This is a genomic window from Bacillus sp. A260, assembly GCF_009861435.1.
Lineage (GTDB): Bacteria > Bacillota > Bacilli > Bacillales > Bacillaceae_G > Bacillus_A > Bacillus_A cereus.
On sequence record NZ_CP046398.1, the window covers coordinates 4,763,027 to 4,781,844 of the forward strand.

The window sequence follows — 18,818 nt, forward strand, 5'->3', positions numbered from 1 at the left end:
AGGGCCTTTTTTTATTTATCCCACTATTTTCAATTGGGGAAGGCTAATAATCAGCATTAGCCTTCCCCACAAAATAAAGTTTTATCTAATGGAAAAGGTGCTGCTAATCCGCAACACCTTAAAACATTGGATTTTCATCCAAATACTCATATACATTATTAACAAGCTCTTCTACTGTTGCACCTTGTACAACTTCACCATTTACAAGTGCAAACGGTCCTTCAAAACAAATACCACAATACCCTAGACAACCGTACTCCATTACATCTAAATTCGGATCTTTTTCTAATTTTTCTAGAGCTGCTTGTGAACCACTTGCAAGGTTACCTACACAAAATTCAATTAATGGTTTAATCAAAATTCTCCCCCCTGTACTACAAAACAAATTACCTTTTCACTTTATCTATAAGAAGAAAACTAAGCTGTTTCTTGTTGTTTTCGTTACACAGTCTAAACTATTTAGTTACTTCATTACTTCACTTCAAAGTAGATGACTTCTTCTATATAACATGCTACTTCCAATGAAATAGTAACTACAAAGGAAAAACAGTTTATTTTACTTTTCTTCTTATTGTACAACAGAGTATTCATTCATGCATTGTTATTTGTTCACAAATTCGATATAATTTGATTGAGTAAAGTCAAAATATTTTATTAATATAAAATTTTATGATTAGGGGATATTTCAACAGAAAAGGGGTAATCCATCATGAAACACCTCGTAATACTAGGTGGCGGCTACGGTGGAATGAGAATTCTGCAAAGGCTACTTCCAAGCAACCAACTTCCAGATGATGTACAAGTGACATTAATCGACAAAGTACCATATCATTGCTTCAAAACTGAATATTATGCATTAGTTGCGGGTACTATTTCAGAAACGCATATTCGTATACCGTTTCCTGAACACCCACGCCTCAATATTCAATACGGCACAATAACAAATATTGACCTCGAAGAAAAAGCTGTTCATCTCGATGGCGGCGAAGCAATCCAATATGATGACTTAATTATCGGACTTGGCTGTGAAGATAAATATCATAACGTTCCTGGGGCTAGGGAATATACACATAGTCTACAATCAATTGAACAAACACGTAAAACATATGAACAATTAAATAGTCTAGAACCAAATGCAACAGTAGCTGTTGTTGGTGCTGGCTTAAGTGGCGTTGAAGTAGCAAGTGAACTTCGTGAAAGCCGTTCTGATTTAAAAATCTATTTATTTGATCGAAAAGATAGAATTTTATTCCCGTATCCAGAGAAATTAAGTAGATACGTAGAAGAATGGTTCGTAAAACATAAAGTTAATATTATAAGAAACTCTAACATTACAAAAGTGGAACCAAATATTGTGTATAATCACGATGAACCACTTGAATGTGATGCAATTGTCTGGACAGCTGGTATTCAAGCAAATGAAGTTGTTCGAAACCTTCCAGTTGAACAAGATGGTAGCGGACGGGTTGTCTTAACGAAATATCACAATATTCCAAACAACGAGCATGTTTACGTTGTAGGAGATTGCGCAGCACTTCCACATGCACCATCTGCCCAACTTGCTGAAGGTCAAGGAGAACAAATTGTCCAAATATTATTAAAACGTTGGAATAATGAACCACTCCCTGATGAACTACCTGTTATTAAATTAAAAGGTGTTCTAGGATCTCTTGGTAAAAAACACGGATTTGGTTTACTCGCAAACCAACCGTTAATGGGACGTGTACCGAGATTATTAAAATCTGGTCTTCTTTGGATGTACAAATATCATAAGGGTTAATACTTTACAGGCTGTCTACTATGTAGGCAGCCTCTTTGCATCAGTTTTTAAAAATTATCAGACACATCTTTCTCAATATTTATAATGATTTATTTTTCATTTTTATATTAAAAACTACGGATAAACAGTGTATGCTATTTGTAAGTTGTTTTATTATTTCCTTGAAGACCGAATTCATTCGGTCTTATTTTTTATGTGATAAATACTTTTGTAGGAGGCATTACATTCCACTTATGAACTTATCGAAACTAAACAATCGAATAGAAGCGAAAAAGAAAGAGTTAATCTATCTCGTTGAACGATACGGATTGACTCATGATAAAGTGATTTCTTTCAGCCAAGAATTAGATCGTTTACTTAACTTATTAATAAAACTCAAGACGAAGAAAAAACGTTGCTCTTTATAACCGTTATCTTCTCTTTTTTGATACGATATAACTAGAATCAGAAAGGAGCGATTTATGTTTATATTGAAAAACGTTATATATAAAGATATACTACACATTCCTTATTTACAGATTCAAAAAGAAAAGATTACTTGCATTATCGGTGAAAGCGGAAGCGGAAAAAGCACGTTGCTTCGCATGTTAAACGATTTACAATCTCCAACATCCGGCACAATTGAATATAACGGAAAATTAATTTCTGATTATCATCCTATTCAATTACGTCGTGACGTAGTTATGCTTGGGCAAACTCCACCTATTTTTGATGGAACCGTTAAAGACAACCTATTAATGGGACTTCGTCTTTCTGAAAAACCATTTCCAAATGATGATGCCCTGCGGAGTGCATTACAAACCGTTAGCTTAGACAAGCAATTAGAAGATAGCGCCTCCTCACTATCTGGCGGTGAAAAACAAAGACTTGCCTTTGCACGTATCGTACTTATGGATCCGCCTGTCTATTTATTAGATGAACCTACTTCAGCATTAGACAGTGATACAGAACGCCACGTTATGAAACAATTTACTGAACTAGCACGAAAAAAGAAAAAAACAATTATCTTCATCACACACTCACAACAACTTCCAAAAGAAGTTGCAGACGACATTATTGAGATTAGTAAAGCAAACGGTGCAACTAGAAAGGAAGTGCTCTCTGTTGAAGGGCGTTATTGAACTCCAAATTTGGCAACTTGCAGCTGCCTATATTTTCATTCTTATTTTAATTGGACTTGTAAAATTAAAAGGAATACCTCGCGAAAAACAAATCGCTCTCGCAACATTCCGTATGACGATTCAGCTCGTACTTGTTGCATATGTCCTTACATACGTATTTGAAAACAGTAATCCATTTTATACAATTGCTCTCATTACTTCTATTACTACCTTTGCAATTTTTAATATTTATAAACGAGTTAACATCCCAATGTCTAAAGAATTAAAACGAGTAGCCGCCCTTTCCATGGTCGCTGGATCAATTGGGCCACTTCTACTATTTATCTTTGTTATTATCGGACATGATCCGTGGTATGCTCCGCAATATATCGTCCCTATTACAGGAATGTTAGTTGGGAATGCCATGACTGGTGTTTCTCTCGGCGCAAATACGTTCTTAAACAATATGAAATCGCAAAGAGGTCAAATTGAAGGTGCACTTATGCTCGGCGCAACACCGAAAGAAGCAGCTGCTCCGCTCATTCGAGACGCTTTTGACTCTGCTATTTTACCAACAATTAATTCTATGGTCGGAATGGGAATTATAAGCTTACCAGGCATGATGACTGGTCAAATATTATCCGGTGTATCACCCTTCACAGCCATTCAATATCAAATCGCCATCATACTCGGTATTTCTGGAAGTACTGCCTTTGCTGTCATTATCTTTTTACAGCTTGGATATAAAACGTTCTTTAATAAGCGATGTCAATTGAAAGAAATTGACTATGGTGCACGGTGAATCGTGCGTAGTTCACGATGAATGAAATTATATTAACCATTTTTTCAATATATCTATCATAACTTGCAATATATCAACGATTTTTCAAATATATCTATCATAACTTGCAATATATCAACGATTTTTCAAATATATCTATCATAACTCAGAATATATCAACGATTTTGTACGAAATATCGATTTACCGACAAAAAGTGACATAATAAAAAGAGGAGGCTATTCGCCTCCTCTTCTATTTACTTACGCCTTCTTAACGAACTGTGATTTTAACTTCATAGCTCCGAAGCCGTCGATTTTGCAATCGATATCGTGATCGCCATCAACTAGACGGATACTCTTTACTTTCGTACCGATCTTCACAACTGAAGAAGTTCCTTTTACTTTTAAATCTTTAATAACAGTAACTGCATCGCCGTCTTGAAGAACGTTTCCGTTCGCATCTTTTACAACTTTCGCACCATCATTATTTTCAGCTTCTGCTTCTTGGCCCCACTCATGAGCACATTCTGGACATACGAAAAGAACGCCATCCTCATACGTATATTCTGAATTACATTTTGGACAATTTGGTAAAGTAGCCATAAATTCATTTCCTCCGTTCATTATTTATACGTAAAAATCAAAATTGATGTTTACATCTCGATAAATAAAATTTGTATAGCATTTCTTTATAGTGCCATAGTCTCACGTTATTGACAAGCCTACCTCAAATTCTCATTTTTTATTGTATTTTACAAAATTTCAATTTGTATGCCGTTTTTCTATTTGCTCTTCTACTAATTTTAAAAATCTTCGTTGTGCATTTTTATTTTTTACAAGCAATCGAACTCTTAGCTTACTTTGTAAATATGAGCGAACTTTGTAGTTCGTAATAAATAACTTTCGATACTTTTCGTCTTCATATATGATTCGAAACCATTCATACTGCTGCAAGTAAAGTATGTTAGCATCAATCTTTTTCGTGTGTAAACCCGTACTTAAACTAATCGATCCTATTAGAGCTTCTATTAATACTGAAATCATTTCTCTCCCCCTAATAAACAAAAGAAGAACCTTCACAAGATTCTTCTTTTCAAAATGAACGAGTTCCCTCTAGAAACCCCAATTATTTTCTTCAATGTAAATTTGATATTCTTCTACTTCTTCTTCACTTAACTTCTTATTATTTTCATATACCTCTTGCCACTCGAAATAATCTTCATCGAAATAAACAGCAAATTTAATTTTCACGTTTTTCTTCTCTGTATAATCATAACCAGTAAACTCTACTACGTCATAATCTTTTTCTTTCTTCACAAACTTCCAAGTTGGATTATCAGTCATAATCTCTAAAGTAACCCCTTCGCCACTTGAACGAATAACGTTTTTAATATTCGGCTCAGTTGGTAAAAAGGACAGCCCGAACGCAGCTAATCCATACACAATCCCGACTATAATCTGTAAACCAATCATACCAGCAATACTCACGCCACCCTTTGATTGTAAGAAATACGCCTTCTCATGATCAGACGCATCTTCTCCCTTACGAAAAACACGAACACCATGCTTATAATATAAACGGTTTCCTTGCCATCCAGTAAATATCATCATTCCTAATTGAAGAGCTAAACTAAATGTTACATAAATCCCCTCTGGAATATCTATAAAAGGGGTTATAACTATACTAGGTATAGCCAATAACGCAAATATAATAGATAACTTATACATTTTGCGATAAGCTAACCAAAAGGTTGGGAAGAAAAAGGCTACCCAATTCCATGTATTCCCTTGCGCAGGGTTTTCTACTTTACCCCACTTAAAATCATAATAAGCTGTATTCTTTTGAACAACTTTATGTAATTCTTGTGGAGAAATCGTTTCTTGTAAAACCGTGTCCTTCACGTACATCATCCTTTTCTTATTTCTATATACATTTATTGTATATGGACAAAATGAAGGAATCTAACAAAAAGTACACATATTTCATAAAAGTGAACGGAAATCGAATATATTCCGACAATTATCCGTTTCTTATTTCATTTTACTTTTAAATATATTAGAATACTTATGAATGATACGTTTAATACACTAAGTTAATCATTTTGTATATTTGATAATAAAAATGTTTCACATGAAACTATTTATATTTTGTATTACCTTGCCTCTACACAATGCGTATAAAGCCCTTTCTACTTACTACAAAATACGAAAGACGCCCTTTTCAAAAAGGCGCCTTTTTATGGTTGAAAATTCAATAATAAATAAAACGAATTATTTAATAAATGAATCCCAATTGGAGCGAGTAAATTCTTCGTTTTCTTATATGTGTATGCTAAACATATACCCATACCCAAAATATATAAAATACTACCTACTGTAAGGGGATGGCCAAAACTAAATATGAAAGCACTTATAACGGCACTAGTAAGTGTAGAGAAGCGCTGAGATAATTTCATAAAAAACATACCTCGAAATACAATTTCCTCCCAAATAGGCGCAAAAATTGTGAGCACAACTACGTATAAAATGATTTCACTTGTAGTAGGTTCTATTACTATATTAGATTCATCCACACCAAGCCCATGTGGTAAAACTAAATTTAATACCGCAAGATACATAAGCATTACAATCGTTGTCATTACTATCGTTACATAATGTTTAAAATTATTGAATTGTAATGATTTTATTAAATGTAAGCAGCAATTTCTTGCCGGTGCATACATTACGATAATCATACAAAACGTGAAAGATGGAATAAGATGATCTACATACCATGGGTATAAGGAAGAATCATATAAAAGGTTCAAAAAACCAATTTCATGCATGACCCCAAAAATAATTACTAGAATGCTAATTACTTGGCGCATACTCATTTGTTCATTCTTTTCTTCATATGTAACTAATTCTATATTCATCCTCTCTCCCCAGTATAATTAAACCTTTTTAACCATTATATACCAAATAAAATATAAAAAAGACAATACACCCCACTGTATTGTCCATTTTCTTCCCTACCATTTCTCTCTACACGTCTCAATTAAATGCAGTAAGTACCTCTTCGTCATATCTGCCCTTCTCCACCTTGAGAGCATTCTCTTTTCTTTTGGATTGTGCCGTATTCTCGCTACTTCTTTTAATAAAAGCTCCCATTCTTCCGCTGAACGTTCTGACAAGTATTGCAATCCTCTATCTTTTGAAACGATTGTTTTATGATCTAGTGTATATAAAATACGTCCCATCGTAACGACAGCTGATTCTACCCACTCTTCTATAAAAAATAAATATGGCTTCTTCGCCTTTTCACTCCAGTACTGTTCTACGTTGTATTTCATCGTATTTACTACATCATTCCATTGTATTTGCAGCGGAAGATCTTCTGCTTCTTTTCCTGTAACTGTAATGCCTTGATTTTTCAACGTCCACCATGTGACCGCATTAATGTCCCAATGACCAACATTAGCTTTACCATCTGCACAATACACGTACTCGTTCATTTCATCATTGTATTTCCCTAAGTCAGCAAGCGGAATATACATACCGTCCATTCTTTTACCTAGCGTATTGTCACTAAGTTTCTTATGTAGTTCCACAAGCTGCTGTTTTTCAGCTTCATTCACGGAATCATTTATCACTGTAACAAAATCAACATCGCTCGTTTCCTTATGAAATGCACCTAGTGCGATGGATCCGTAAATATATACCCCGACTATTTTTTCATCCAAAAAAATTTCTTTTAATTCTACTGTGTACCGCTCCATTAACTGTTGTACTTCCGTTGGTAACGCATGCTTCACTCCATTTTTCATATCTATCCCTCCAATAAAAAAGCCTTTGCAAATTCGCAAAGACTTCTTGTTTTATAAATATTTCTCGATTTCTTCATAAACATCCTTCAAACGAGGATTTCCTTCTCCAACAATTTCTCCATTTACAAGAACGACCGGATAAAATAAATCTTCTTCCACTACGCGCTCAGCGAATGCTTTTTTATCCGCATCTTCTTGTTCTTCTTGGAAATCAATATACTCGAAATTAAATTTATTTTCTTGTCCTTCATATTTACGACCAATTGCCGCTTGTAACCATTCAAACGTTTCTGTTGAAGATGGCATTCCGACGCAGCTCGCACAAATTACTTTCGTCCCATACACTTGCACATTAACCATTTCTTCTCCCCCACTTCTTGTCCCAACAGTATATTCAGATGTCTTATTACATAAGCACATCATTTTACAAACTTATTCCATACCCCTATACTGAAAAAACACGATACAATATTTCGACAATAAAACAAGAAGAGAAAAAATAGATTTTCCCCTCTATCTTGATTATAATAAAACTGATGAAAGGAGTCGATAAAAATGGAAAACCCACATATGCAAGAACAAGTATTAGAAGTATTAGATAAATTACGTCCATTCTTACTTCGCGATGGCGGAGACGTTGAATTAGTAGACATTGAAGAAGGTATCGTAAAACTACGCCTTATGGGTGCATGCGGAAGCTGCCCAAGTTCTACAATCACACTAAAAGCTGGTATCGAGCGCGCGTTACTTGAAGAAGTACCAGGCGTTATCGAAGTAGAACAAGTATTTTAATCTAAAAGCGGAAGCGGCTCGCTCAAAATGTGAGGGGGATGGAGCTTCTGACATAGAGGCGCTTTTTGCCTCGGCGGAAGAAGCGAAGCCACCGAACATTTTAGCCGCTGGAGCTGGATATTAATCTAAAAGCAGAAGCGGCTCGTTCAAAGTCACTTGCTAAAAGGAGACCAAATTTGGTCTCCTTTTTTTATTCAAATCACATTTATCCGTTAACATCATAAAACAAAATTGGAAATCCTTCTCAAAAAATGCGATAATTAATACTATATAGTGAATCGTTCACACATATACAGTAAAAAAACATAGGGGGACGACAGATGCCAAAAATGGGGAACACTTTTGTAACAATTCAAGAACTAGAAAAGAAAAAAGAGTATTTATTAGGCCTTTCATCCGTTATACCAACATGGAATACAAGCTATCAATTTTTATTTAAAGAAATCCAGCAAGAATTATTGGGTAAAGTAAATGAAAAGCTCGAAAGGCATCAATTCGTTTTAAATATATGTACAGATCAACAGGTAGGGGCATAATGTATTACATAAAATTGTGGTATATAAAAAAGAGACCTCACTCGGTCTCTTTTTTATATTTTCAAGATAACCAATCTAATTTTCTAATCCCAAGCTTATCTACTGGTAAACGAAGTGAGCCATAAAAGTGCTTCATAAATTGCTCTGAGCGGTTTACATCGTGTAAAATGGCTTCTAAGCGATCTCTATATATGCTTTTTTGTTCTTCGTTTCCAGTTTGATAATATCGTTCGACCGTTTCAAAATAGTGAAGCGGGAACAGGAGCCTTGCAAATAATAAACGCCAACCAAATGAGGACAGCGAGTAATTCCGTTCATAATCTGTAACAAATTGAACGATTGTTTGATCCCAGTCTTTCTTTTTTTCAATCATCATATAGCGAATCCATTCTGCTATATCTCGAGTTGGGTGATCATACACCCAATCAAAAGGGAGTTTGAGACGCTTCGTTTGATGCCATAATAAAGGTGTGAATCGTTCTTGGCAAATCGTCGCTGCATCAGTTAGTTGCGGCGTATCATCCATTTCTGTATCAACAACATATTGAATGGCATTTTCTGCAACTCCTAAGTAATACGGGAAGGATTCAATAAACAATTGATCGAATACGTCTGTAGGGTGGTTCATCACTTGTGATTGCCAAAACTTTTCTAACTGATCGAGTCTCTTTTCCCATAACGCTTTCCATTCACCAATGCGGCTTAATTGCTCGATTTCTTCTGGAAAGAATGCACCTCGTTTATGGAATATAGAAAGTTCACTTCCTAATGACGTAGCATGTCGTTCTAACGCTCGCATACCTTTTAATAAGCAGTAATTTTGTTCTTCTATCTCACTTACATAGTAGCCGTGTATAGTTGGAACGAAAGTCGCTACAGTTATATCCCCTTGCTGGTTCATATAGTCACTGAGCTTTTTCATCTCTACAAGTACTTCTTCCTCCATTTCTCCAATTGGAACAAGTACATAAATTTTGTTGCGAATCCAAAAGCTTTTATAGGGGCCAAGGGGGATTAATTCTTTAACATGCATGTGATAATGCTCATAAATATGCTGAATCATCGCAGTCGCCACCTATGGTTTTTCTTTATATATATGAGCTTGTGCTCGCCTTTCATTCCTATGCACAGGATAAAGCAACGAAACGTATACAAATACTAAAAAGAAAAAAAGGTGATAAACATGAAAGAATCAAATCAACTACAAGAAAGAGCATTACAACTATTACAAGAACGTGGTGTAACAATTGACGATATTGCTGAACTTGTTCATTTTCTTCAAAAAAAATATCATCCAAATTTAGAGATGTCAGAATGCCGTTACAATGTAGAACGTGTACTATCAAAACGTGAAGTACAAAACGCACTGATTACTGGTATCGAACTCGATGTCCTTGCTGAAAAGGGAATGCTAAGTGAACCGTTACAAGATATTGTAAAACGTGATGAAGGCTTATACGGAATTGATGAAGTTATCGCACTTTCTATCGTGAACGTGTACGGCTCTATCGGTTTCACGAACTTTGGATATATTGATAAATTAAAACCTGGTATTTTAGAATACTTAAATGATAAATCAACTGGAAAGGTGCACACGTTCCTTGATGATATCGTTGGCGGAATCGCTGCCGCTGCTTCAAGCCGTTTAGCGCACCGAGCTGAGCACTCAGAATAATAATGTTTTCTAGGCCGTCAGTTTCATGCTGACGGCCTTTCGTATTCCATAAGCATAAATTCTCTTCCGCGACTCAAAAAAATAGTCCCTTGTTTAAATCCGATATTTTTATATAACGTAATCGCTCTTGTATTAAATGTCGCTACGCTTAATCGAAACATTTTTGCATTAAACTCTTTCGTGGCAAACGCTATTCCAGCTTGGAAAAATTCTTTCCCCATTCCTTTCCCAGTTAACGCCGGTTTCATACCAAGTCCGATATCAATCAAATCTTCTCCATCATATAAATTAGCATCTCTTCCACCTGGTACTTGTGCATTTTCTCCAAAACAAAAATAGCCGATGAACTCTCCTTGATCGTCACAACAGCCATAATACGTTCCATATAATAGCTCTTCTATTACTTCTTTCTCGCCTGAAAAACTATATAAACTATAAGGTTCCTCGTACGTCCACGTATTTATCTTCTTTGCTTCTTCTATCGTTAACTTATGTATATCCACTTTCTCTTTCCCCCTATTATATTTCTATTAACAATATTCGATATTCATCTTATAATTCATCTTTCTCAATATATTTTTTAAATTTATCGCTTCATTTTTATGGAAGATTTTTCTTATTATGTTACGATTAAACAGAATCATTACAAATAAGGTGGTGACAATTTGAATTACTTTTCTTATCTCTCCTCGGAAGAACGGCAAAATTTTTTCCATAAAGAACCTCTTAGTTTTTCAAAAAATATAGGGAAAGAACAACTAGCTTACGCACTAGGCGCCACACTATATACTCCTGGCACGAAAGAAACAATTGCGGAAGATATAATTAGAAAGAAACATGTGGATGCTACCTCAATTATTCTTTGTCTAGAGGACGCTATCAGCGATGAGGAAGTAAAACTTGCAGAGCAAAACATCGTCGTTCAAATACAGCAAATCGCTAACTTAGTCAGTGCCAACATACTAAATCAAGCAGACATCCCGCTTCTTTTTATTAGAGTTCGACAGCCAAGTCAACTGAAGACAATTGTTACTGAATTAGGTAGTGCTGTTCATTGTTTATGTGGTTTTGTCTTTCCAAAATTCACACCGATTAACGGAAAGACTTATATCGATCAGCTTGCATATATAAACGAGTTATACTCATTATCGCTATATGGCATGCCGATTTTAGAATCCCCCGAAATTATGTATAAGGAAACACGGGCAGAATCATTATTACAAATAAAGGATTTACTAGATTCTTATCACGATTACATCTTAAATGTACGTATTGGTGCTACTGATTTTTCAAGTCTATTCAGTATTCGGCGCAATAAATACACACCTATCTATCATATTACCGTTGTCCGTGATTGTATTTCAGACATTATTAACGTTTTCTCAAGGGCAACAAATGAATATATTATTTCAGGATGTGTATGGGAATATTTTTCTAATGATCATGAAGAAGGGCTTATTCAAGAGGTATCACTTGACCATGCAAATGGCTTAATCGGAAAGACAGTTATTCATCCATCTCATATTAAAGTTGTACAGGCAATGCACATTGTCACAATGGAAGATTATTTAGATGCGAGATCAATTTTACAAAATGCAGATACGTATAATGGAGTGCTAAAAAGCAGTTTTTCTAACAAAATGAATGAAGTAAAACCTCATTATGGCTGGGCTCGCAAAACCATTTTAAAATCTAATATTTACGGGGTGCTACATGAAAACAAACAATTCACCGATCTCCTTATTACAAACGCAAAGCAACACGTATAACGTTTTAAATAATATACAAGTCCATGTAGAAGTACGTGATAATCCATATAATTTAGCGCTAGACAATCTTTTTCAAATGGCTGCGAGAATAAATAAGAAACGTAGTTTTTTATTTGTGAGTACAATCCTTGGAAAGCATCTTCCTATTAAACCTGCAGTCTCTCTATCAAGTGGAGTTGCTCTCGCTGCAAGATATTTGGAAATACTACATAATATTTCTCATCCATTTCAAAAAGAAATTTTAAATCTCATTTCATTAGAAATTGATGAAATCCCAGAGGAAGTATTTCGTTATCAATATCCTCTGCAAGAAGAAGTTGTGTTCATCGGATTCGCTGAAACAGCGACAGCACTTGGTCATTCTATGTTTCAATGCTTTCAAAATGCAAAGTATGTGCATACAACTAGGGAATCGATACCCCACCTAGAATCTGTCATTACATTTGAGGAAGAACATTCTCATGCAACATCGCACCGTTGTTATGTAGATGAAAGCTTTTTTCAAAACAACAACCCGATTGTTCTCGTAGATGATGAGATGACAACAGGAAAAACAGCATTAAATATTATTAGATCTATTCAAAATAAATTCCCACGAGAAGAATATATAATTGCTTCTTTATTAGACTGGCGTTCTCATACTAATAGAAAACAATTTAAACAATTAGAAGAAGAACTTCAAATTAAGATTCATGTTATTTCTTTATTAGAAGGCAGTATTCATACAACTGGTCAACCATTAAATATTGCAAAAACAGATATTCAAATTAAAGAAACAAAACCTGATTTCAAAAAGCATACCCTTACCTGTCCAAAATCACCCTATACATCAAATTATATAAAATATACTGGGCGATTTGGCATTTCAGCATATGAACAAAAGCACATTCATTCTTTCGCTCAAGAAGCAGGAAAAACTTTAAAAAGAGAAAGAATGGGAAAACGAACACTCTGTCTCGGAACGGGTGAATTTATGTATATCCCAATGAAAATTGCTGCTGAAATGGGTGAAAATATTTTATATCAATCTACAACAAGAAGCCCTATCCATCCTGTTTCAAATGATGTAAACTACGCCATTCATAATCATTTCTCATATCCAAGTCCTGAAAATTCTACTATTACAAATTACTTTTATAATATTTCACCTCATGATTACGATGAAGTATTTGTTTTTATTGAGCGTGATTTAGGAGAAGAAGCCCTGTTTCCTCTTCTACAGCAGTTACAAACAGTTATTCCTTTTATTCATATCGTCTCATTTTCAAATAGCATAGAAAAGGAAGGTTGATAATTATGGTAAAAGTAAATTCTCATATTAGTAGTTACAATCCAAATGATGCTATTTTTCTATTAAAAGATATTAGTGATTTAATGAAAGAAAGTTCCACGGAAACTAGAGAACAAGCAATTCAAGCTGGCACACATTATTCCGAAATGTTACCAATGGAATATAAACCATCTAAAGCGTATATGGATTTATTCTTTTCTTCCCTGCAACAATATAAACACAAACTAGCCATCGCTGTTGGAGTTGTCGCCGAACAGATTATACAAACTAAAGGAACTAACCTTGTCCTCGTTTCATTAGCTCGTGCTGGTACACCTATTGGCATTCTTATCAAACGCTACATACGCTATCAATACAACCTTGATGTACCTCACTATTGTATTTCTATTGTTCGCGGACGCGGTATTGATGAAAATGCACTCCATTATATTTTGGAACATCACCCTAAAGAAACAATTCAATTCATTGATGGGTGGACTGGAAAAGGTGCAATAAAAAAAGAATTAGAATATGCAGTACACACATTTAACGAACGAAATAATACACACATTTCTCATTGTATGGCTGTGCTTGCTGATCCCGGTTACTGTACTTCAATTTACGGTACACGTGAAGATTTTCTTATTCCTAGCGCTTGCTTAAATGCAACAGTCTCTGGACTAATTAGTCGCACTGTACTAAATGACACCTATATCGGTCCAAATGATTTTCATGGTGTTAAATATTATAAAGATCTAGAACAAGAAGACTTATCAAATTTCTTCGTTGATGAGGTAACAGAGTTATTCCCTTCTGTTCATTCTCATATAGATAATCAATTACGTTATATTACTTCAACTTACACTGATCCCTCTTGGCAAGGATTAAAAGATATACAGTCTATCCAAAATCACTTTGAAATTGACGATATTAACTTAATTAAACCAGGAGTCGGTGAAACAACTCGTGTATTACTCCGGAGAATACCGTGGAAAATTTTAATACGTAAGCAAAACAATCCCGATTTAAAGCATATTTTACTTCTCGCTAAAGAAAAGAATGTTCCAATTGAAATCTATGAGAATATGGCTTATTCATGTTGCGGGCTCATTAAGCCTCTTAGGAAGGAAACAAGATGATTTTCGCCAGTGATCTTGATCAGACGCTTATTTATTCCCGGAAATCGTTTCGTGACCCTATAGAAGATGAATCAATTCAACTCATTGAAACTATAGATGGGAAAGAAATTTCTTTCATATCACATAAAACCATTTCACTACTAAAAAAATTACAACTGCACTCACATTTCATCCCAGTTACAACAAGAACTATTAAGCAGTTTCAGCGTATTGCTTTATTCCAAAACGAAATCATTCCCGAATACGCCATTACAAGTAACGGCGGCAATATCCTTCATAACGGGAAACAAGATGGTACTTGGAACAGGAAAGTAAAAGAAAGACTATTGGTTGAATGTATAGAGAGAAACGACATACTAAAGGAATTTGGACAAATAGCTCATAAGGATTGGGTTATATCGCAAAAAACAGCTGATGATCTATTCCATTATTGCATTATTAAACGGGAGAACATTCCTTATGATGAATTATCATCCTTCACTTCCTGGTTAGACAAACAAGGCTGGAATCATTCACTTCAAGGTAGAAAGCTATACTTTGTACCAAAACCAATTAATAAATGGGACGCCGTGCAATATATAAAAGAAATTTTGCAAATAGATACGATTATTACAGCTGGGGATTCTTTACTTGATTTATGCATGCTTGAAAAGGCGAACCATGCCTTCGCACCACTTCATGGTGAGTTAGGGGCAATGCATGATAACTTACAACCCCATATTTTAAAAACAGACGCAATCGGCATATATGCCGCAGAAGAAATCGTAAATAAATCACTTCAAATTATTCACAGTTCATTACCTACCTCATGATCATCATATGCACAATTGCATACGCACCGCGGTTAAACAGATGGTACAATTTATTTGAATCGCTGTTGCTACACTTCTTGATTAGAGAAAAGGCGTTAAAACGGAAATTAGCGTCTTATCAACCTCAAGCAATTGGCACATTTTGTCATCTTAAAAGACACTCGAACGAGTGTCTTTTTTTCTATATCCAACAAGGACTTACTCATTTCAAAGTATAAATACATAAAATAATGTAAATCATGACACGCATGAATCACTTTCTAAAAGTTATAAAGTAGATTCAAAATAAAAAAGCACTCTTAACTAGAGTGCTTTTTACTTTCAAACAAGGAGGCTACATATATGGATAGTACTCTCGTATTTAACTTTGGCATTGGTATTGTTATCATTTTATTCGTCTTCTTTGTACTTTGTATGAGCGGGGTATAAAAAGGCGATTTTCGAGCGTCTTTTTATACATACATATGTATTACTTGACTTCTATAAAAGTAGTAACCATAATAGTTACAGAAATACAAATAGCTATTCACATATCCACAAATAGGAGGAAGAAAAATGAAACATGTAATCGTTTATGCACACCCGAATACAGAAAGCTTCAACCATGCGATTTTAGAAACGGTAAAAAGTGAATTAGAAGGAAAAGGTCACGAAGTACGCGTTCGCGATCTATACGAATTAAACTTTAATCCAGTATTAGGCGCTTCCGATTTCATCTCATTTTCTCAAGGAAATACACCAGAAGATATTAAAGAAGAACAAGAGCATATCTCTTGGGCTGATAGCATTACATTCATTTATCCAGTGTGGTGGGCGGGACTTCCTGCTATTTTAAAAGGATACGTTGACCGTGTATTTAGCCACGGATTCGCTTATGCTTACGGTGAAAACGGTATTGAAAAGTTATTAAGCGGTAAAAAAGGATTGTTATTATCTACAATGGGAAATACGAAAGAAGCATACACAGCAGGTGGCATGTTTGATGCAATGAAGAAAACAGCGGATGTTGGTATTTTTGAATTTACAGGCATTGAAACAATTGAGCATACATTCTATACAAGTGTTCCTTCTGTGGATGACAGTGTGCGTAAGCAATATCTTGAAGAAGTGAAAGACGTTGTGAATCGTGCATTCTAACAAAATTATATCGGCGATTTTTCAAATATATCGACTTACCGATAAAAATCAACACTAGTCACAACTGAATGTTAGCCCACACCAATCGGGCTGCCAGCAAATATCAGAAAAAAAGCTGTTCCAAAGTTTGGAACAGCTTTCTTCATTACATCTTCTCAATCCACTCCGTCAAGTTATGCACAACTTGCGTCGGTTGTACTTCGTATTCTGTTAACTTCTCCACAGTTGTGACTCCAGTGTGGACAAGAAGCGTATGCATACCAGCATTTATTCCTGCTAAAATGTCTGTATCGTAGTTATCCCCAACCATTAATGCTTCATTCTTTTCTATGCCAAGCACTTTCAAAGCTTGTTCCATAATGATTGATTCTGGTTTTCCGATAAAGATTGGATCCACACCTGTTGATACTGCTACAACTGATGTTAATGAACCATTACCTGGTAATAATCCTCGCTCAGTTGGGATGGCAATATCCCCATTTGTAGAAATAAACGTCGCGCCATTACGCACAGCAAGACACGCTTTTGCTAATTTTTCATATGTGATGTCACGATCTAAACCCACAACAACGAAATCAGGATTTTCATCCACAAGTTCAAATCCTTTTTCCACAAGTGCATCGTGTAAGCCTTCTTCACCAATCATATATACAGTTGCGTCTTGTTTACGTTCATAAATGAAGTTCGCAGTCGCCATACTCGTTGTGAATACTTGCTCTGCTTTCGCTGGAATATCGAAACGAACAAGCTTTTCTGCTACCTGTTCCGGTTTGCGAGTTGAGTTATTCGTAACGAATAAATATGGAATGCCGCGCTCTCCTAATGCTTTTACGAAGTCGCTTGCTTCTTCAATTTGTTCTTCTCCGCGATACATCGTACCGTCTAAGTCAATTAAGTAACCTTTATACATCGATTATGTCTCTCCTTCTATGCTAACGTTCTCACCTTATCATACCACTCTTATATTACCCGCTTTTCCAAAAGAAAAAAACGCTTTACCTTAAAGCGCCCCATAACGTTCATTTTTTCTCTTTTATTTGGTAAGAACAACTACAATCGCCCTCGCACATATTTGCTAGCGTTTTCACTTCTGCGTTCGTAAATAAACGCTTATACATTTCTTTTTCATCTTCACACACTTGCGGGAATCTCTCGGCAATTTCCTTTAACGGACAGTTTTGTTTTTCAATTACGAAAGATTTCTCTCCATCTCTCTTTATTTGAACCATATAACCATTTTTCTCTTGCATAGCTGCTATCTCTTGCACTTTATATGCTAAATTCTTTTGATTACTCACTCTCTTTTGTAACTGTTCTTCCATTCGCTTCGTTCTCTCTTTTAAAACGTAACGAAGTATTTTTTCATCGCCCATTCGAGCTAAATCTTCTAGCATATCAATCGCAAATTGCTTATACTCTTTCGGGAATGTATCTTCTCCCTTTTCGCTTAATCCATACAAATAAGTTGGTCTTCCGACATGTTGCCTTACCATCTTAGAATAAATGAGTCCGTCTTTCTCAAGATTACTTAAATGTCTTCGAATCGCCATTTCTGTAATCTCTAAAACGTCAGCTAGTTCCGCTACCGTGTGCTCTCCCTTTACTTTCAACAATTGTACAATCTCGTCTTTCGTAGTACGTGCTTCCCCCATACTTCACCCTTCTCCCTTTTCTTTCTCACATACAATATAAGATCCCCAAAAGGCATTCTCTGGGGATCTTATAAGCATAATTATTCTGGTACAAATGCAGATACAGGTCCTAATTCCTTTTCTAAATAACTGCGAATATTTGCTGGGTACCTTTCTACCACTGCAATATGTTTTTGAATCGTCTTATATAATTCATCATGATTCATTTGAATATAATCTTGCGTAAGCATTTTTCGAAGAAGGATAATTTCTTTCATCCCTTGTCCATCTTCTTCACTTATCACTCGCTCGTCCATTAAAATATCAATAATATCTTCATAGCTTCCTGGATCGCGCATAATAAATCCATCAATCATCGCATTTCCTACATCTAATACACAATCAATAATAAGATGGGCTATGCGCTCTAATGCGTAAAATTCAAACTCGGTTTCATATATCTTTTTCTCTTGAAATGTACTTGTTGCTCGTTCTAAACATACTAGCATTTGTTCTATTTTCTTTCTGTCTACAAAATACATGAATGTCACCTACCTGGAAATTAAAGCATTTACATTTTAATTGTAACG

At 35.2% G+C, this 18,818-nt stretch carries 24 protein-coding genes; 12 read left to right on the forward strand and 12 right to left on the reverse strand.

The features are described 5' to 3' along the window. Positions 1-118: 118 nt before the first annotated feature. The gene (locus GD442_RS24250; protein ID WP_000595026.1) at positions 119-358 is read right to left on the reverse strand and encodes a YuzB family protein; all 240 of its coding nucleotides are present in this window, start codon (positions 356-358) and stop codon (positions 119-121) included. A 351-nt stretch (positions 359-709) separates the two neighbouring features. Between GD442_RS24250 and GD442_RS24255 the strand changes: the two genes are divergently transcribed. The 4 genes from GD442_RS24255 to GD442_RS24270 all read left to right on the forward strand — a co-directional run bounded on the left by GD442_RS24255 (position 710) and on the right by GD442_RS24270 (position 3,682). Then, positions 710-1,780: an NAD(P)/FAD-dependent oxidoreductase gene (locus GD442_RS24255; RefSeq protein ID WP_000682068.1), complete on the forward strand. Its 1,071-nt coding sequence runs from the start codon at positions 710-712 to the stop codon at positions 1,778-1,780. Between the two features lie 233 nt (positions 1,781-2,013). Beyond that, the gene (locus GD442_RS24260) at positions 2,014-2,187 is read left to right on the forward strand and encodes an aspartyl-phosphate phosphatase Spo0E family protein (protein WP_001054091.1); all 174 of its coding nucleotides are present in this window, start codon (positions 2,014-2,016) and stop codon (positions 2,185-2,187) included. A 54-nt stretch (positions 2,188-2,241) separates the two neighbouring features. Next, on the forward strand, positions 2,242-2,901 hold the full coding sequence (locus GD442_RS24265; RefSeq protein WP_000470311.1) for an ABC transporter ATP-binding protein: 660 nt from the start codon (positions 2,242-2,244) through the stop codon (positions 2,899-2,901). Beyond that, positions 2,885-3,682, forward strand: a complete 798-nt coding sequence (locus tag GD442_RS24270; RefSeq protein ID WP_000679254.1) for an ABC transporter permease — start codon at positions 2,885-2,887, stop codon at positions 3,680-3,682. The genes GD442_RS24265 and GD442_RS24270 overlap by 17 nt, the downstream gene beginning before the upstream one ends. Positions 3,683-3,922: 240 nt before the next feature. Here GD442_RS24270 and phnA read toward each other — a convergent pair whose 3' ends face one another. The 6 genes from phnA to GD442_RS24300 form a co-directional block, all read right to left on the reverse strand. Further along, positions 3,923-4,264, reverse strand: a complete 342-nt coding sequence (phnA, locus tag GD442_RS24275; protein ID WP_000212737.1) for an alkylphosphonate utilization operon protein PhnA — start codon at positions 4,262-4,264, stop codon at positions 3,923-3,925. Positions 4,265-4,423: 159 nt separating this feature from the next. Beyond that, complete coding sequence (locus tag GD442_RS24280) at positions 4,424-4,705, reverse strand: hypothetical protein (RefSeq protein ID WP_000626487.1); 282 nt, start codon at positions 4,703-4,705, stop codon at positions 4,424-4,426. 69 nt (positions 4,706-4,774) lie between these two features. After that, on the reverse strand, positions 4,775-5,572 hold the full coding sequence (locus tag GD442_RS24285) for a DUF2628 domain-containing protein (protein WP_002041980.1): 798 nt from the start codon (positions 5,570-5,572) through the stop codon (positions 4,775-4,777). 326 nt (positions 5,573-5,898) lie between these two features. After that, the gene (locus tag GD442_RS24290; RefSeq protein ID WP_001019583.1) at positions 5,899-6,576 is read right to left on the reverse strand and encodes a CPBP family intramembrane glutamic endopeptidase; all 678 of its coding nucleotides are present in this window, start codon (positions 6,574-6,576) and stop codon (positions 5,899-5,901) included. A 96-nt stretch (positions 6,577-6,672) separates the two neighbouring features. Next, positions 6,673-7,467: a nucleotidyltransferase domain-containing protein gene (locus GD442_RS24295; protein WP_000788485.1), complete on the reverse strand. Its 795-nt coding sequence runs from the start codon at positions 7,465-7,467 to the stop codon at positions 6,673-6,675. Between the two features lie 51 nt (positions 7,468-7,518). Then, positions 7,519-7,827, reverse strand: coding sequence for a YuzD family protein (locus GD442_RS24300; RefSeq protein WP_000248588.1), 309 nt, complete (start codon positions 7,825-7,827; stop codon positions 7,519-7,521). 195 nt (positions 7,828-8,022) lie between these two features. Here GD442_RS24300 and GD442_RS24305 point away from each other — a divergent pair, with 195 nt between their 5' ends. Both GD442_RS24305 and GD442_RS24310 read left to right on the forward strand, forming a co-directional pair. Next, entirely contained in the window at positions 8,023-8,259 is a 237-nt protein-coding gene (locus tag GD442_RS24305) for a NifU family protein (RefSeq protein ID WP_000431159.1), read from the forward strand. Positions 8,260-8,579: 320 nt separating this feature from the next. Then, on the forward strand, positions 8,580-8,795 hold the full coding sequence (locus GD442_RS24310; RefSeq protein ID WP_001125507.1) for a hypothetical protein: 216 nt from the start codon (positions 8,580-8,582) through the stop codon (positions 8,793-8,795). Between the two features lie 61 nt (positions 8,796-8,856). Here GD442_RS24310 and yutH read toward each other — a convergent pair whose 3' ends face one another. Next, on the reverse strand, positions 8,857-9,858 hold the full coding sequence (gene yutH / locus GD442_RS24315; RefSeq protein ID WP_000614215.1) for a spore coat putative kinase YutH: 1,002 nt from the start codon (positions 9,856-9,858) through the stop codon (positions 8,857-8,859). Between the two features lie 120 nt (positions 9,859-9,978). Between yutH and GD442_RS24320 the strand changes: the two genes are divergently transcribed. Further along, positions 9,979-10,470, forward strand: a complete 492-nt coding sequence (locus GD442_RS24320; protein WP_000665103.1) for a phosphatidylglycerophosphatase A family protein — start codon at positions 9,979-9,981, stop codon at positions 10,468-10,470. Between the two features lie 23 nt (positions 10,471-10,493). Here GD442_RS24320 and GD442_RS24325 read toward each other — a convergent pair whose 3' ends face one another. Next, complete coding sequence (locus GD442_RS24325; RefSeq protein ID WP_102956708.1) at positions 10,494-10,973, reverse strand: GNAT family N-acetyltransferase; 480 nt, start codon at positions 10,971-10,973, stop codon at positions 10,494-10,496. A 162-nt stretch (positions 10,974-11,135) separates the two neighbouring features. Between GD442_RS24325 and GD442_RS24330 the strand changes: the two genes are divergently transcribed. The 5 genes from GD442_RS24330 (at position 11,136) to GD442_RS24350 (ending at position 16,597) form a co-directional block, all read left to right on the forward strand. Then, a complete protein-coding gene (locus GD442_RS24330; protein WP_102956707.1) occupies positions 11,136-12,239 on the forward strand; it encodes an HpcH/HpaI aldolase/citrate lyase family protein in 1,104 nt (367 codons plus the stop codon). After that, a complete protein-coding gene (locus GD442_RS24335) occupies positions 12,184-13,530 on the forward strand; it encodes a phosphoribosyltransferase family protein (protein ID WP_000856298.1) in 1,347 nt (448 codons plus the stop codon). Before GD442_RS24330 ends, GD442_RS24335 begins: the two co-directional genes overlap by 56 nt. A 5-nt stretch (positions 13,531-13,535) precedes the next feature. Continuing rightward, positions 13,536-14,648, forward strand: a complete 1,113-nt coding sequence (locus GD442_RS24340) for a cysteine protease StiP family protein (protein WP_033696598.1) — start codon at positions 13,536-13,538, stop codon at positions 14,646-14,648. After that, positions 14,645-15,460: an HAD family hydrolase gene (locus tag GD442_RS24345; RefSeq protein WP_159365221.1), complete on the forward strand. Its 816-nt coding sequence runs from the start codon at positions 14,645-14,647 to the stop codon at positions 15,458-15,460. Before GD442_RS24340 ends, GD442_RS24345 begins: the two co-directional genes overlap by 4 nt. A 555-nt stretch (positions 15,461-16,015) precedes the next feature. Beyond that, positions 16,016-16,597, forward strand: coding sequence for an NAD(P)H-dependent oxidoreductase (locus tag GD442_RS24350; protein ID WP_000683439.1), 582 nt, complete (start codon positions 16,016-16,018; stop codon positions 16,595-16,597). 145 nt (positions 16,598-16,742) lie between these two features. Here the strand turns inward: GD442_RS24350 and GD442_RS24355 are convergent, their stop codons facing one another. The 3 genes from GD442_RS24355 to GD442_RS24365 all read right to left on the reverse strand — a co-directional run bounded on the left by GD442_RS24355 (position 16,743) and on the right by GD442_RS24365 (position 18,770). Then, positions 16,743-17,507, reverse strand: a complete 765-nt coding sequence (locus GD442_RS24355) for a TIGR01457 family HAD-type hydrolase (RefSeq protein WP_000276467.1) — start codon at positions 17,505-17,507, stop codon at positions 16,743-16,745. A 109-nt stretch (positions 17,508-17,616) separates the two neighbouring features. Continuing rightward, positions 17,617-18,249, reverse strand: a complete 633-nt coding sequence (locus tag GD442_RS24360; protein WP_000503345.1) for a helix-turn-helix transcriptional regulator — start codon at positions 18,247-18,249, stop codon at positions 17,617-17,619. Positions 18,250-18,329: 80 nt separating this feature from the next. Further along, positions 18,330-18,770, reverse strand: a complete 441-nt coding sequence (locus GD442_RS24365; protein ID WP_025686790.1) for a DUF86 domain-containing protein — start codon at positions 18,768-18,770, stop codon at positions 18,330-18,332. Positions 18,771-18,818: the final 48 nt, after the last annotated feature.

Excerpts from the sequence above, each read along its gene's own strand:
- GD442_RS24255 (WP_000682068.1), top strand. The coding sequence starts at position 710 with ATGAAACACCTCGTAATACTAGGTGGCGGCTACGGTGGAATGAGAATT.
- GD442_RS24260 (WP_001054091.1), top strand. The coding sequence starts at position 2,014 with ATGAACTTATCGAAACTAAACAATCGAATAGAAGCGAAAAAGAAAGAG.
- GD442_RS24265 (WP_000470311.1), top strand. The coding sequence starts at position 2,242 with ATGTTTATATTGAAAAACGTTATATATAAAGATATACTACACATTCCT.
- phnA (WP_000212737.1), bottom strand. The coding sequence starts at position 4,264 with ATGGCTACTTTACCAAATTGTCCAAAATGTAATTCAGAATATACGTAT.
- GD442_RS24280 (WP_000626487.1), bottom strand. The coding sequence starts at position 4,705 with ATGATTTCAGTATTAATAGAAGCTCTAATAGGATCGATTAGTTTAAGT.
- GD442_RS24285 (WP_002041980.1), bottom strand. The coding sequence starts at position 5,572 with ATGATGTACGTGAAGGACACGGTTTTACAAGAAACGATTTCTCCACAA.
- GD442_RS24290 (WP_001019583.1), bottom strand. The coding sequence starts at position 6,576 with ATGAATATAGAATTAGTTACATATGAAGAAAAGAATGAACAAATGAGT.
- GD442_RS24295 (WP_000788485.1), bottom strand. The coding sequence starts at position 7,467 with ATGAAAAATGGAGTGAAGCATGCGTTACCAACGGAAGTACAACAGTTA.
- GD442_RS24300 (WP_000248588.1), bottom strand. The coding sequence starts at position 7,827 with ATGGTTAATGTGCAAGTGTATGGGACGAAAGTAATTTGTGCGAGCTGC.
- GD442_RS24305 (WP_000431159.1), top strand. The coding sequence starts at position 8,023 with ATGGAAAACCCACATATGCAAGAACAAGTATTAGAAGTATTAGATAAA.
- GD442_RS24310 (WP_001125507.1), top strand. The coding sequence starts at position 8,580 with ATGCCAAAAATGGGGAACACTTTTGTAACAATTCAAGAACTAGAAAAG.
- yutH (WP_000614215.1), bottom strand. The coding sequence starts at position 9,858 with ATGATTCAGCATATTTATGAGCATTATCACATGCATGTTAAAGAATTA.
- GD442_RS24320 (WP_000665103.1), top strand. The coding sequence starts at position 9,979 with ATGAAAGAATCAAATCAACTACAAGAAAGAGCATTACAACTATTACAA.
- GD442_RS24335 (WP_000856298.1), top strand. The coding sequence starts at position 12,184 with ATGAAAACAAACAATTCACCGATCTCCTTATTACAAACGCAAAGCAAC.
- GD442_RS24340 (WP_033696598.1), top strand. The coding sequence starts at position 13,536 with ATGGTAAAAGTAAATTCTCATATTAGTAGTTACAATCCAAATGATGCT.
- GD442_RS24345 (WP_159365221.1), top strand. The coding sequence starts at position 14,645 with ATGATTTTCGCCAGTGATCTTGATCAGACGCTTATTTATTCCCGGAAA.
- GD442_RS24350 (WP_000683439.1), top strand. The coding sequence starts at position 16,016 with ATGAAACATGTAATCGTTTATGCACACCCGAATACAGAAAGCTTCAAC.
- GD442_RS24355 (WP_000276467.1), bottom strand. The coding sequence starts at position 17,507 with ATGTATAAAGGTTACTTAATTGACTTAGACGGTACGATGTATCGCGGA.
- GD442_RS24360 (WP_000503345.1), bottom strand. The coding sequence starts at position 18,249 with ATGGGGGAAGCACGTACTACGAAAGACGAGATTGTACAATTGTTGAAA.
- GD442_RS24365 (WP_025686790.1), bottom strand. The coding sequence starts at position 18,770 with ATGTATTTTGTAGACAGAAAGAAAATAGAACAAATGCTAGTATGTTTA.